The following is a 12,855-nucleotide window of genomic DNA, read 5'->3' as shown; positions in this document are numbered from 1 at the left end:
ACCCGGACAGCCTGGCGACACCGCGCCGTCCGGACCAGCATCCGGACGGCGCGTCACGTCACGACAGGGCAAACGTTGCCTGATGCGGCACTAGCATTGCCGCAGTCCGGGACGGCTCTGCTGAAACGAGGCGAAATGCGTTGGCTCCGGCGGTTACTGGGCGGCGGGCGGGTCCAGCTCGATACGGGCCGGCAGCAGGCACTGCTACAGGACGTTCAGTGCCGGTACGGCGCTCGCGCGGAGGTCCGGTTTTCCGAGCAGGTCAAGGCGGTCACCGCAATGCTGAACGGCGACGACGGCTTGGTGGTGGCGGCCCGGATCGTGAGCCAGGTCGCCGACGAGGCCCACGCGGACCTACAGGCCCAGGCCAACGAAATACACCGACGGACGGGCCGGCGGCTCGTGGTGCACCGCCGGAATTATCGGCCGCTGTGGATGGAGGCCGGCTCAGCCCTGCGGTGGCCACTGTTCACGTTGCCGTGCGGCTTCCACCCGTACGCACAGGTGGCCGCCGCCGTCGCGGTAGTCGGCAGCCAGGCGCCCCGGCTCGACCAAGTGACCGACCCGAACCCGCTCCTGACCCGCGTGTTCGAGGTGCTCGACCTCACCACCGCCGGCTGGGAGTACGGCCGAGTGCGGATAGACACCGACGCTGCCGCCCTGGCGGATCGACTGATCTCGAGCGCTGGGCAGGTCCTTGCAGCCATGGACGACCCGCCCCGGCTGCCACCTCCGGTTCGTGAGTTGATGCGCCGCAACAACACCTTCGACGTGCACGATCCGACCGGCCCTCGGGCGGTAGGCGTGATCAATGTGGGCGCGAGGATGCGGGAGTGCCTCCTGGTCTGAAGAAACGGCGAGACCATGTCAACGAGCAACGCACTCGGCTCGTCCAGTCGCCGCTCCCCGACCCTCCCGTACCGCCAGGCGCGGGGGCCGGTCGGCGAGGAGCCGGACCGCTGCGGGGCCGGCCACATCTACGCGGGCGGCTCGGCGACCCGGCCGATGCGCGACTGGTGGCCGTGCGGGTGCGGCGGGCACCTCGTCATCCGGTGCCGGTGCGGCGACGTCCGCGTGGCACCGGCCGTCGCCGACGGATGCGACGCCCGCCGGAGGTAGTATGCGCGGCTCGCCCCGAACCCGCGACCGACGCCCGCGCCGCCATCGAGGTCAAGGACCGTCGAGGAGTTGCATAGCCCGCCCAGCCGGGTCGCGAAACCGTGAAATCCTGGACGTCATCCCATCGTGTCAGGCAGCACTCGGCGCGGACGCGACCGTGTTAGGGGACTTGACTCAGCGGTCGTCGGAGCCCGTGAGTTGGAACTCGTACCGGTCGGCCTCGCGAGCCACCGCCCGCACGAGGGTCTGGAAGGCCGCCGGGGTGAGCCCGTCCTTCGGCGTCCACGCCTGGGCGATCAGCCGGCCCTCCTGGTCGATCCGGAAATCCACCAGGCTGCTGTGTCGGTTCCTCCGCCAGGCGGCGCGAGCGGCGTCCTGCCCCGGGGCGAGGTCGTCCGCGTCGGCGACGACGGCCGTCAAGAGGTAACTGTCCCCTCGTCCAGGACGCGGACGTCGTGCGAGCGCTCGTTCGCGAAGCGGACGGTGATCTGCTTTCCTCTGACCCGCATGTCGTCGGCGTCGCAGAGGGTGCGCCACTCAGCGCGCATGCCGAGCATCTCGCTCCAACTCCGTTCTGAAATCGGTGAGTGGCCGGTCTCGGTCGGGCAGGTGTCGCCGCTACACGTCGTCGGCGAGGCCGATGACCCTACGGATCAGAGCAGCGGCTCGGGTTCGGTCGCTGCGGCGGTCCGTGAGCAGCACGTCTTCTTCCACGGTGTCAAAAGGGCCGCATCCCCTGCCACCGGCTCGGCCGCAAGGTCCGCTTCAAGACGAGGACCTGGCCGCCGCCTACAAGCCGGCACCCACGGCACGGCGCTGATCGTGGGGGGCCTCCGGAGCAGCGATCGCTACATCGCACTCGTCGGTTCTCGCGCCGGCCCGATGCCGGCACCCGGAAGTCCCCCGCACACCCCTAGACCATCCTAGTACGGCAGCCGCCGTTTGAGATGCTGCTGGTAGAGCGGGGTGGACGCGAGGCGGCCACCGCGTGATCGTCTGTGCGTTGTGGACACAACATCAGATCTGGCGGTGGCCGCGTGCCACAGCGTAAACCCTGCCCGTTGGCGGCAGGTCTTGGCCGGGGTGCTCGATGCGTTCGCGGGCCGGTTCGGGCGGGTCGAGCCGCGCCGGACGGCGGCGGCGTTCGTGACCGGGCTGCTGGCTGATATCGAGGTCAAGACGTGCTGGCAGCTGGCGGAACCGGCCGGGCATGCCCGGCCGGATGCGATGCAGCGGCTGCTGTATCGGGCGGTGTGGGACGCCGACGCCGTCCGTGACGATGTGCGGACGGTGATCGTTGACCGGTTCGGTGACCCGGACGCGGTCCTGGTCGTCGACGAAACCGGCGACCTGAAGAAGGGTGTGCACTCAGTCGGGGTGCAACGCCAGTACACCGGCACCGCCGGCAGGATCGAAAACGCCCAGGTCGGGGTGTTCTGCGGCTACGCCAGCCGGTACGGACACACGCTGATCGACCGCAGGGTCTACCTGCCGGTGTCCTGGACTGAGGACCGGAACCGATGCCAGGCCGCCGGGGTCCCTGACGAGGTCGAGTTCGCCACCAAGCCTGACCTGGCCGCCGAGATGATCACCGCGGCTCTCGGCGCCGGCGTCCCGGCCGGGTGGGCAGCCGCGGACGAAGCGTACGGCAACAGCAGCGCCTTCCGCGCCCACCTGCGCGAACACCGGCTCGGCTATGTCCTGGCCGTATCCCGCAGCCACCTGGTGCCACTCGATGGCGGCAAGGTCCGCCTCCGCGCCGACCGGGTCGCCACCGAACTACCCGCCTCGGCGTGGCAGCGCCGCAGCGCCGGAGCCGGGTCGAAAGGGCCACGCCTCTACGACTGGGCCTGGCTCGACGACGTGTGCACCGACGCCGACCCCGACGACGGCGGCCGACACAGCCTCCTGATCAGGCGCAACACCACCACCAGTGAACTGGCCTTCTACCGCTGCTGGACCCCACAACCGGCCACCCTGGCCCAACTCGTGCGGGTCGCGGGCATCCGTTGGACGGTCGAGGAGAGCTTTCAGGCCGCCAAGGGCCAGGTCGGCCTCGACCAGCACCAGGTCCGCCGCTGGGACTCCTGGCACCGGTTCACCACCCTCGCCCTGGCCGCCCTCGCCGTCCTGGCAATCTGCGCCGCCGACGCCGCCGACGACAACCCGGCCGACACCGGACTGATCAAGCTCACGGTCAACGAGGTCCGCCGTCTGATCAACGCCTGCATCATCCGCCCGATCAGCAACCTCGCCCACCGTCTGCGCTGGTCACAATGGCGGCGCCAGCATCAGGCCCGAGCCCGACAAGCCCACTACACCCGACGCCTCAACCTCGAACTCCAGCCATGATCCCGAACGGCGGCTGCCGTACTAGGAGGATCGATTTCAAAGCGGGCGTCCAGCACTGCACCTGGCACGCCGCCCGCGCCCTGCTGCCACTCGCGCATCTCCCGCCGGGTGATCTCGGCGATCGGCCGGTCGCCCAGCCGCGGGAAGACGTGCTTCTCCAGGCGCTCCCGGTACTTGCGCACCGTCTCCGGGTGCGGCTTCACCAGCTGGCCCAACCACTCCTCGGCGTACGCCCGGAACGTCAGCACGCCCTCGGCCGGCTCCGGCGCCGGGGCGGCCACGCCGGCGGGCACCAGGTGCGCGAAGCCGTGCTCGGCCAGCTGCTCCGGCGTCGGCCGGTGGTTGCCGGCGACGTCGACGAGCGCCTTGAACCGCTTGGCGTCCACCTGGCAGTCGAACGTCTCGCCGTCCCGCGCGCCGTCACGGCGGCCGCCGTCGCGCCACTTCACCCGCCAGCGGGTGACCTTGCCGTCTCTCGTCTGCCTCTTCTCGATCTGCGCCACCGTTCCTCCACGTGAACGCGGCGACCTCGACCCGGTGTCCTGCGGGCTCCACCGCCGACGCACCTATATGCGGAACGGTGGGACCGTAACCGTCTTGATCGCCGGACACAGGATCGCTCCGACCTGCGGTGCGGACGGGGCTCAGAGCCGGTGATCCCACGGCGGCAAACAGCCCGAGAAACGATCAAGGCCGCTAACCTGAGTTCTGCCAGGTCAGTGGCCCAAAGCCTGTGTCGTTCATACTGGTGTCCGAGGGGCGATCACGACCATGAATCCATGATCGTCGTCCGGGAAGAACTACAACTGGCACCCAGATAATCACCGCAGCCGATGCCGCGCTCTTGGGGTTTGGTCCGTGTACGAGGATCGACACAAACCGGTGCCCAACGGGGGATGTGCCTTATCGGCACTATCCCGCTCGGCTGAAGATCAGCCTACCTTGACGGGTCCCGAGCCAGGCGTTGGGGACCCGTCTCTGCGCGCGAGCCCTCTCAGCCGGACGCACCTCCACGACCGACGCGGTGCGCGCTCATGCCGAGAAGAGTGCGCCGACTGAGTTGCGGGGGCGCTGATCGCCTCGTCGTAGGGTATGCCGGGGCCGATACGGAGAGTTGAGGAAGCGTTGTGACGAGTATGCGGTCGTTGTTCGATACCTTCGTCAAGGGCTTCGCGGATCAGCTTGCCGGGTACGGGTTCGAGCGTGAGAAGGGTGCTCGGGTCTTCCGCCGATTCTCCCGTGACGGGGATGTGTTCATCGTGGAACTGCAGTCATCGGCGCACTCCACCAGCACAGAGAAGGTCTTTTACATCAACGTAGCGCTGGTATTGGCTCCGCATTGGGAAAGCCGCCGGCGCCGCCTGGGACTTCCCGTTTCCGAGCTTCCCCGGAGTTCCCACGGCATCTGGTCTCACCGGATCGGGTTCACCATCCTGTCGGGGGGAGATCAGTGGGCGATCAAAGACCGCGCGACGCTCGTCAAGGTGTCGGAAGATGTTCGGCGACGTGTTGATGAAACCTTGCCTGAGCTCCTGCAGATGTTGGACCGGGACACCCTCTTCGTGGATGCTGCTGACCTCTTTGGAGGCCGTGCCTGGCGGGTGCGGGCTTGGCTCCTGGCCGGGAAGGGCCCTGCCGAAGAACTCGAACACCTGTTGCACGCAGGCGAGCCCGGCGCGGCAGGGTTCATCCGGGAGTACTCAGCCAACCCCTACGACCCTCAGAGTAGTGAACTTCTCGGTACTCGTCCGCAGTTGCGCCATGAGTCCGACTCAGGAAGTGACCCTACCCGGCGCGCTACCGATGTGGAGCCGGCTGTTCAGGGACAGGCGGCCGAGGACAACGTCGTCCAGTTGCTGAAACGGATCAGCGGGTACATCGGCTACGTGTACGACGACCTTGATGAGGCGGCGCTCACCGGAGCGCTGGGCGACACGAACGACGAGTCAGTCGACGCCTGGTTCCGGTATCCGCTCATGGGCATGCCACCGCTGATGGTTCATCTGGCCAAATCACCGGGCAGCACGGTCGTCAGCGTCCGCGTCGAAGGAACCATGAAGCGGATTTTGGCCACGCGGATAAAAACCCTGTTAGAGCTGCTGTAGCCAGCCCGAAGCCCTGGATTGGATGCACGCTCATGCCGCCGACCGGGCGCTACGTACAGTCGCCAGGCGGGTTGCGCCACCCGCTCGTGCCGAGATCAGAGCACCCGATCATGCCGGTGAAAGACGTACGAGTTCTGTCCGAGCCAGAGCGGAGACCGGTCAGCGGACCGACGAGTTTCGGGCGCGGGCACGGTCTAATCCGTGACAAGGCCGAAGGGAGAAGGCATGGCCAAGGTGACATCCCGCGATGGGACGACCATCGCGTTTGACCGGGCGGGTGAGGGGCCGGCCCTCATCCTGGTGGACGGGGCGATGTGTTATCGGGCGTTCGGGCCGATGCCGCCGCTTGCGCAAGTCCTGGTGCCGGACTTCACGGTGTATACATATGACCGCCGGGGGCGGGGTGAGAGCGGCGACAGCTCACCGTATGCGGTCGCCCGCGAAGTCGAGGATCTCGAGGCGCTGATTGAGGCGGCCGGTGGCTTGGCGTATGTGTACGGCATCTCTTCCGGTGCGGCCCTCGCCTTGGAGGCGGCGGCGAGCGGCCTGACGATCAGGAAGCTGGCGCTGTATGAGCCGCCCTATACCGCCGAGGGCGGAGACACCGAGGGTGTGAAGGAGAGCAACAGAAAGCTCAACGAGATGCTTGCAGCCGGTCGCCGTGGTGATGCGGTCGAGTTCTTCATGTCGGGCGTTGGCATGTCCACCGACGCGATCGCCGGGATGCGGCAGTCGCCCGTGTGGTCGGTGTTTGAGGGCGTCGCGCACACGATCGCCTATGACTTCGCGGTGCTCGGTGACGGCACCGTGCCACGCGAGCGGGCCGCGCTCGTCGCCGTTCCCGCGCTCGTCGCCGACGGTGGTGCGAGCCCGGACTTTTTGCGCCGCCCGGCCAAGGCGCTCGCTGACGCGATCCCAACCGCGAAGTACCAGACCTTGGAGGGCCAGACGCACGAGGTGGCGCCGGACACCATCGCTGCCGTGCTGAAGGAGTATTTTCTGTAGCACGCGGAGCGGGAATGAGCCCGGCGTGGGAATGGCCGCGGGCATAGCCGAACACGGATCCCCGGCGTGTCCGCGCCATCGTTCTCTGCTGGTCCTGTACGAGGTGCTATCCCCGCCGTGAGCAGGCAGTTCACCGTACTCTTCTGCCGCTGACATGGCGCGCCAGTCGTCCGGACACCCTCACGGTCAGTACGGCATCCAGATCGCCGCTGCGTCATCAGACGATGATCGTAGATGCAGATCTCGCCGCCAGCACCATGCTCCGTGTGACTCACCGTGATTGCGGACGAGCCATGAACGCGAATACAAGACAGTTGGATTACGCGACCCTGCCAGTCATCTTCCGCCCCCCGGGAGCGGCGCATCCCACGCCCCGAGCTGGGCGAACGCGTGCTGATTGTCATCACATCGATCGGGAACTACCATTCTGGAACATGTCTTCCGAACGTGTTCGCGTGCTTCGCGACCTCGAGGCGCTGCGCGCGGTCGCCAGCCCGACGCGCCTGGAGATACTCGAACTGCTCCGTGAGCATCGGGTGCTGACCGCCTCGCGCTGCGCGGAACTGCTCTCCACCACCGCAAAAAGCTGCTCCTACCACCTGCACGTCCTTGCCCGCAGCAAGCTGGTCGAGCAGGTCAGCACCGACGACCGCCGGGAGCGCCCGTGGCGGCTGACGTATGACGTCGTGGAGACCGCGCCCCCCGGCGAGGAGGAGTTCGGCGAGGCCACCGACGAAGTCATGCGGGTCTCCGTCAACCACAACCACCAAGCCGTCCTCCGCTTCATGCGGTCGCGCCAGCAGCAATCGGCGCACTGGCAGCAGGCGACGACGATCACCTCGCGGGTCGCCATGTTCACCCCCGATGAGCTGAAGGACTGGGCCGTCGAGGTGGAGGACCTGACCCGCAGGCACGTCGCGCGGGCGGCAAACTCCACCGAGCCCGGCCGGCGGCGGGTCCGCCTGGTCGTTTACGGCTTCCCCGACGAAAGGTCGGCGGGGGTGGAAGGCGCTGACCGACCAGCCATCGAGGACTGACCATGAGCCCGTCACAGGGACCGGACGCCGAGGCCATGGCCTCCGCCACGCCCGAGCGACCCGCATCCTCCGGGGGTGGCTACCGCGCCGTGCTCCGCCATCCCGCCATCCGGCGAGCCGCCTTCGGCGCCTTCCTCGGCCGCCTGCCCACCGGGGTCGCGGCGCTGGGGATCATGCTGTTGGTCCAGGACCGCACCGGCACCTTCCGCGACGCCGGGATCGCCGTCGCCGCCTACAGCGTCGCCACCGCGGCCAGCATGCCATTCGTCAGCCGGCTGATCGACCGGTTCGGCCCGCGCGTTCTCCTGCTGTGCGCCGCAATCAACCTGGGCGGCCTGACCTCCGTGGTCGCCACCTCGGGCTCCGGCGACATCCGCGCCACCCTCGCGGCGTGTGTGTTGGCCGGCGCGACACAGCCCTCACTGACGTCCGCCTTCCGCGCCCTGTGCGCCAACCGGCTGACCGATCCCCGCACGCGCATGGCGGCGTACAGCATGGACGCGATCGCCATTGAGCTCACCTTCATCGCCGGCCCGCCGCTCGCCGCCGCCGGTGCGGCCGCCGGCCGGCCCGAGCTCTCGCTCTACGGCGCAGGGCTGGCCACCGCCCTCGGCACGAGCCTCTTCGTATCCGCCGCCGGATCCAGGGCGGAGACGGGACACGCCCGGCCGCGCGCGAGACATCTCTTCCGCGAACGCAGCCTGTGGCTGCTCATGCTCACGGCGGCACTGACCGCGAGCGCGATCGCCTTCGCCGAGGTGAGCATCCTGGCCCGGGCGGTGGAGGCGGGAGCCGGCGCGATCAGCGGCCTGATCCTCGCGCTCTGGGCCGCCGGGAGTGTGGTGGGCGGCATCGTGTACGGGTCGCGCGGCTGGCCCGGCACGAGCCGGCAGCAGCTCGTCCTCATCATGTCGGCCGCGGCCGTGCTCTTCCTGCCGCTGGCAGCCCCCGGTCCGCTGCTCATGCTGGCCCCGGCCGCCGTGCTCGCCGGCATCTCGCTCGCGCCCGCCGCGACGATCACCACCGCGATTCTGGGCGCGTCCGTGTCGCCGCGCGCGAAGACCGAGGCGTTCGGTTGGATGGCCTCCGCAGCGACGCTGGGCGGCTCGCTCGGCTACGCACTCGCCGGGGCCGCCACCGACCTGCTGGACGAACGCGCGACCGTACTCTCCGGCGCGCTGCTGGCGGCGCTCGCCGTACCGCTCGCCCTCGCCCTGCCGCAGCTCGACCACCCACAGGCCGCGATGGCCACCGGCACATCCGACCCACGGTAAGAACGGCTTCCGACTACTGTCGTGGGACGACTCAGCACATGGGCAAACCCGGCGTCGATCCGGTTGACTTGCGGCTCAGCCATCAAGATCAGCATCGTCTATCCCGAGCAGTTCTGGTACGCGGCCGGGCTGTCCGGATGGATCACCAGCGACCGCGGGCCGGTCTGCTATGTGGTGGACGACAGCGCGTCCCGCGACGGCCTCGGCGCGCTGACCAAGGGTTCGTCGCCGGCGCCGCCGCCGAGGCCTACCGCCGCGCCGTTGCGCCGCGGTGCTGGAGCGCCTGGCCGGATGGCTGGGGGGGCACCGGCACGCCACCCGGTCGCCTTCCACGAGCGCGACTGGCGGAGCGAGGAGTACGTCGGCGGCTGCTACAGGGCGGTCCCGGCGCTCGGCGCGTGGCTGCGCGCACCCGACGGTCCGGCGGTCGCCACCGGGCGCCTGCGCTGGGCCAGCAGCGAACGGTCCCCCGAGTTCTACGGCCACATCGAGGGTGCGGTCCGCTCCGCCTCCCGGGTCGCCGGGCGGGTGGGTGCCGCCCTCACCGCCGAGTTCGTCGGCTGATCTGGAGGGAGCACCGGTGTCCGGCCTACGCTTCCTACACTAGCCGCAACGCACCGTAATCGGTAAGTCCCGAATACACGACAGTTGGATTACCGCACCCTGCCAGTCGACTGGGCCTGGGTGAGCGGCGCTACGAGCTGGTCACTGTGGCGGCAGCGGGGGCCTTGGGCATCCGGTATTGCCTGCTCGCACACGACCACGCCGCCGCCGGTGGCACCTGGAACCGCTACAGCCCGTCATGACGATCTACCCAGGAGATCTCTTCCCGACGTGGCCGCTCGCGGCTCTCCACAGCAGCGACAACGAATGCTTTCGTCACTGCTGGTGAAGCCGCTCAGCGTCCGCCCACATACTGATTTGCCGAGATGTGCGCACCCGATCACGGCGGCAGCGATGCGGACGACAGCGCGTGCGGGCCGTGGGGCACCCGGTCGCCGGGCTCGCCCTCTGGTCGTTGTCTTCGTGGCACCATGTTGCGCTATGGATCATCAGGGGCAGTTTCGTCGTGCAGCGCTCGCGTTGGGCATCCCGGACGACGAGGTCAGCCGGTTTATCCAGCACCTCCGTTTGTCGATCCGGTTGAGCGGGGGATCTGGCGGTGTTCCGGTCGGGCAGTTCGGTGGGTTGCCCCGGCTGCCGGTGGGCATGGACTGGCCGTCCGACGGGGTCAGTCCGTTGCCGTTCATTTTCTCGGTCGACTGTGCGGCGCTGCCAAGAGTCGACGGCTTCGGCCTGCCGGCAGACGGCTCGCTGCTGTTCTTCCTGGACCACGAGCAGGCCGCTGCCACCGGGGAGCGGAGGTACGGGCGAGTCGTGTATGTGCCGGCCGGTACCGAGACCGAGGTGGCGGCAGGATCCACCGACGACGCGTTCGTCGGCGAGCAGTACGACGTCGGCGCCACGCTGCGCGCGGAGTTCCCCGATTGGTTCGGGGCGGACGAGGAGGACGAGGACGAGGACGACCTGTCGCCCTTCCAGCAGCAGTTGGCCCGTGACCTCGAGCGTGACCTGCCGCACCTGGACGAACTCTGTGCTCTGGCCAACGATCTCTGGCCGCCGCACAACGGGTACGCCAGCGCCTATATCGGCGGGTATGCCGACGAGGAGGTAATCAAGAGTATTGCGGAGCAGACCCTCGCGTGGCGCGAGAAGACCGGCGAGATCGTCATCCCGGTCGCGAAATGGTATTCCCATGTGGAGAAGGAGACGCACCGGCTGACGATTGAGTGGGTGTCGCTCGCCCGCTTTCCCGTAGATAACGAGTTCTATTACCGGAGTGACGGGAGTTTCGTGATCCGTCACGACGACCTGGCCGCTGGTCGGCTGGACGAGGCGCTTTCCGTGGCTGAGTTGATCCCATAGAACACCGGCGGCGCCGGATACGGCCACGATCTGCGTTGCCGGCGATGCCGACGTCAGATGCTGGGCATCCGCTATTGCCGAGACCACTGCATCAAAATATGCGAGGGAGGTGACACGTTTCGAGGCTTCGTGGTTCGCTTCCGTGTTGGAGACGGCCGTCCGGCAGGCGCCGAGCGTGACGGGTGCGCGTTTGACCCGTAGCACTGGTTGAAAAGGTTAAATGGCTTGCACAGGCGCCGGGCTGAGAGTTTGACTGCTCGTCATGCCTTCCCCCTCACCGGTCTTCGTTGCGGGTACGGGTCGTTCGGGAACGTCACGGATCGCCGACATCATCGGCGAACACCCGCTGATCCACCGGATTCCCATGGAGACCAGGTTTCTCATCGACCCGGGTGGCCTGCGGGACCTGGCCGACGCGCTCACCGATCGATACGATCCCACCGTCGGTGAGGACGCCCTGCACCGGCTGAGCGACTTCCTCACCGTACGAGTGCCCGGCCGGCGCGACGATCGCGGCAAAACCGTTCCCGAGCTGGTCGGCGAGCGGCGCTACCGGGACGCGGTGCAACAGCTCTGGCCGCAGTTGATCGCGTACACATACGACGAACCTGCGCCCGCGGAAGGCTTCGGGAACGCCGACCGGCCTGCCGGTCCGTTCGAGCCGGTGAGTCGCCGGCGGGTACTTCCCAGGTATTTCAGCGACCGGAGCGAACTGCTCGGAATCTTGCGGGGCCTGATCGACACCATGTTCGGCGGAGCAGCCGCCGACGCGGGCAAGCCGACCTGGTGCGAGAAGACACCGTTCAACCTGCTGTGCATGGAGTTCCTCTGGGAACTGGTCCCCGGAGCGACCATCGTGCACATCAAGCGTCACCCGGTCTCAGTGCTCGCATCCCACCTGGCCCAGCCATGGGCACCGCCCACCGTCGACGGCGCGCTCGCCTACCTCAAGCCGGTCTACCACCGATGGCTCACCTGGAAGAACACGGTCGACCTGACGGGCAGGCGATACATCGAGGTGAAAGCAGAAGACCTCGCAGCCGACTGGCCCCGGCAGCGCCGCGCCCTGTTCGAACGGCTCGACGTCGACGACTTCGCCACCCCTTCAACGTTTCAGTCGCACAAGCTGACAAACCGCAACGACCAGTTCGACGACGAAACCCGCGAGTTCATCGAAGAAGCACTCGGCAACGTCATCCCGGCCATGGGATATGGGTGACGGCTACTCCAGCAAACAGTCGCGAACTCCTGGTCCGACGGCCATCTCGTCGAGGTAGCCGGCCAACTCGCGGACGACTGGTGCGGTGGCCGGGTACGCGTGCCCCTGATGCAGCACCGCCACGTCGAGATGCCCCGGTGCCTGCATGATGGCGCCTTGATCGTCGCCCAGTAGAGCCGCGAGATGGCGAGGAGTGTCCACGGCGCGACCGTACGCGTGCTTCAGGCGTGCCCAGTTGACGTCTTCTATGTCCGAAACGCTAGCCCAGGCCGTCACCGTTCTCCACGCATTTGTCACCGACGGAAGGCTGCGCCGTGGGTGCCTGGTTGAACACGTCTGGCGCGGGGTTCTGCCGCGAACCGGGCGTTGACAGCTCGGCGAGTGAGGCACGTCCGGACCTGTCGAAAAGCGGATGCCCGGCGAAGAGTCTCGCGGGCTCGCGAAGATCAGGATCCCGACGGAAGCCAGTCGTAGCCTTGCCCAGGTACGGCGAACCAAGTCGGCGCGGCGTCGTCGAGGGCGGTGTCGATGCGTAGCCGGTCGACCGCATCGAGGTCCGGCAACGCTTTAGGGCTGTACCAGCCAACGGCAAGGGATTCCTCGTCATTGACGCGTGCGTCACCCCCGACCGGCCTGCAGCGAAACCACACCGTGAGGTACTGACAGATGTCGCCATGGGGATAGGTAACCGCGCGAAGCGCCACCCCGGCGAGGCGCTCAACAGTGAGCCCTTTTCATCGTGGGTTTCGGCTGGTCTGGACGTGGTGTAGGGCGAGGATGGCCTGGATGATCGCGGTGGCGCGTCGGGGGCAGCAGCG

The 12,855-nt window shown here is 68.0% G+C and carries 14 protein-coding genes; 9 read left to right on the top strand and 5 right to left on the bottom strand.

Annotated features, from left to right (window positions below; genetic code table 11):
* Nucleotides 1–849 (top strand): hypothetical protein (locus ABZ793_RS33895; protein WP_357464945.1); only part of this gene is annotated, 849 nt, incomplete at its 5' end.
* A 444-nt stretch (nucleotides 850–1,293) separates the two neighbouring features.
* Here the strand turns inward: ABZ793_RS33895 and ABZ793_RS33890 are convergent.
* Nucleotides 1,294–1,539 (bottom strand): hypothetical protein, encoded by a 246-nt coding sequence (locus tag ABZ793_RS33890; protein WP_357464943.1) that lies wholly within the window; start codon nucleotides 1,537–1,539, stop codon nucleotides 1,294–1,296.
* Complete coding sequence (locus ABZ793_RS33885) at nucleotides 1,536–1,667, bottom strand: hypothetical protein (RefSeq protein WP_357464941.1); 132 nt, start codon at nucleotides 1,665–1,667, stop codon at nucleotides 1,536–1,538. Before ABZ793_RS33885 ends, ABZ793_RS33890 begins: the two co-directional genes overlap by 4 nt.
* Nucleotides 1,668–2,193: 526 nt before the next feature.
* Between ABZ793_RS33885 and ABZ793_RS33880 the strand changes: the two genes are divergently transcribed.
* Nucleotides 2,194–3,471 carry an IS701 family transposase gene (locus ABZ793_RS33880; RefSeq protein ID WP_357464939.1) on the top strand — a complete coding sequence of 426 codons (1,278 nt, stop codon included), beginning with the start codon at nucleotides 2,194–2,196 and terminating at the stop codon, nucleotides 3,469–3,471.
* Here the strand turns inward: ABZ793_RS33880 and ABZ793_RS33875 are convergent.
* On the bottom strand, nucleotides 3,435–3,974 hold the full coding sequence (locus ABZ793_RS33875; protein WP_357464937.1) for an N-terminal phage integrase SAM-like domain-containing protein: 540 nt from the start codon (nucleotides 3,972–3,974) through the stop codon (nucleotides 3,435–3,437). The two genes, ABZ793_RS33880 and ABZ793_RS33875, sit on opposite strands and share 37 nt — an antisense overlap.
* A gap of 642 nt (nucleotides 3,975–4,616) precedes the next feature.
* On the opposite strand from ABZ793_RS33875, the gene ABZ793_RS33870 reads away from it, so the two are divergent.
* The 7 genes from ABZ793_RS33870 to ABZ793_RS33840 all read left to right on the top strand — a co-directional run bounded on the left by ABZ793_RS33870 (nucleotide 4,617) and on the right by ABZ793_RS33840 (nucleotide 12,037).
* On the top strand, nucleotides 4,617–5,576 hold the full coding sequence (locus tag ABZ793_RS33870) for a DUF4304 domain-containing protein (RefSeq protein ID WP_357464935.1): 960 nt from the start codon (nucleotides 4,617–4,619) through the stop codon (nucleotides 5,574–5,576).
* Between the two features lie 225 nt (nucleotides 5,577–5,801).
* Nucleotides 5,802–6,581, top strand: a complete 780-nt coding sequence (locus ABZ793_RS33865; RefSeq protein ID WP_357464933.1) for an alpha/beta fold hydrolase — start codon at nucleotides 5,802–5,804, stop codon at nucleotides 6,579–6,581.
* Nucleotides 6,582–7,015: 434 nt separating this feature from the next.
* Nucleotides 7,016–7,618 carry a helix-turn-helix domain-containing protein gene (locus ABZ793_RS33860; protein ID WP_357464931.1) on the top strand — a complete coding sequence of 201 codons (603 nt, stop codon included), beginning with the start codon at nucleotides 7,016–7,018 and terminating at the stop codon, nucleotides 7,616–7,618.
* A 2-nt stretch (nucleotides 7,619–7,620) separates the two neighbouring features.
* On the top strand, nucleotides 7,621–8,892 hold the full coding sequence (locus tag ABZ793_RS33855; RefSeq protein WP_357464928.1) for an MFS transporter: 1,272 nt from the start codon (nucleotides 7,621–7,623) through the stop codon (nucleotides 8,890–8,892).
* A 21-nt stretch (nucleotides 8,893–8,913) separates the two neighbouring features.
* Nucleotides 8,914–9,456, top strand: a complete 543-nt coding sequence (locus ABZ793_RS33850) for an FAD-dependent oxidoreductase (protein ID WP_357464926.1) — start codon at nucleotides 8,914–8,916, stop codon at nucleotides 9,454–9,456.
* A gap of 480 nt (nucleotides 9,457–9,936) precedes the next feature.
* Nucleotides 9,937–10,818, top strand: coding sequence for a DUF1963 domain-containing protein (locus ABZ793_RS33845; RefSeq protein ID WP_357464924.1), 882 nt, complete (start codon nucleotides 9,937–9,939; stop codon nucleotides 10,816–10,818).
* 262 nt (nucleotides 10,819–11,080) lie between these two features.
* Nucleotides 11,081–12,037, top strand: a complete 957-nt coding sequence (locus tag ABZ793_RS33840) for a sulfotransferase (RefSeq protein ID WP_357464921.1) — start codon at nucleotides 11,081–11,083, stop codon at nucleotides 12,035–12,037.
* Nucleotides 12,038–12,040: 3 nt separating this feature from the next.
* Here ABZ793_RS33840 and ABZ793_RS33835 read toward each other — a convergent pair whose 3' ends face one another.
* Both ABZ793_RS33835 and ABZ793_RS33830 read right to left on the bottom strand, forming a co-directional pair.
* Entirely contained in the window at nucleotides 12,041–12,238 is a 198-nt protein-coding gene (locus ABZ793_RS33835; RefSeq protein ID WP_357464919.1) for a hypothetical protein, read from the bottom strand.
* Nucleotides 12,239–12,483: 245 nt separating this feature from the next.
* Nucleotides 12,484–12,741 (bottom strand): hypothetical protein, encoded by a 258-nt coding sequence (locus ABZ793_RS33830; protein WP_357464917.1) that lies wholly within the window; start codon nucleotides 12,739–12,741, stop codon nucleotides 12,484–12,486.
* Between the last annotated feature and the right edge of the window lie 114 nt (nucleotides 12,742–12,855).

The sequence above is a fragment of the Micromonospora sp. NPDC047465 genome, assembly GCF_040643125.1.
In the GTDB taxonomy this organism is placed as follows: Bacteria; Actinomycetota; Actinomycetes; order Mycobacteriales; family Micromonosporaceae; genus Micromonospora.
The sequence above is the reverse complement of the archived record's forward strand: the minus strand, read 5'-3'. Positions and strand labels throughout refer to the sequence as shown.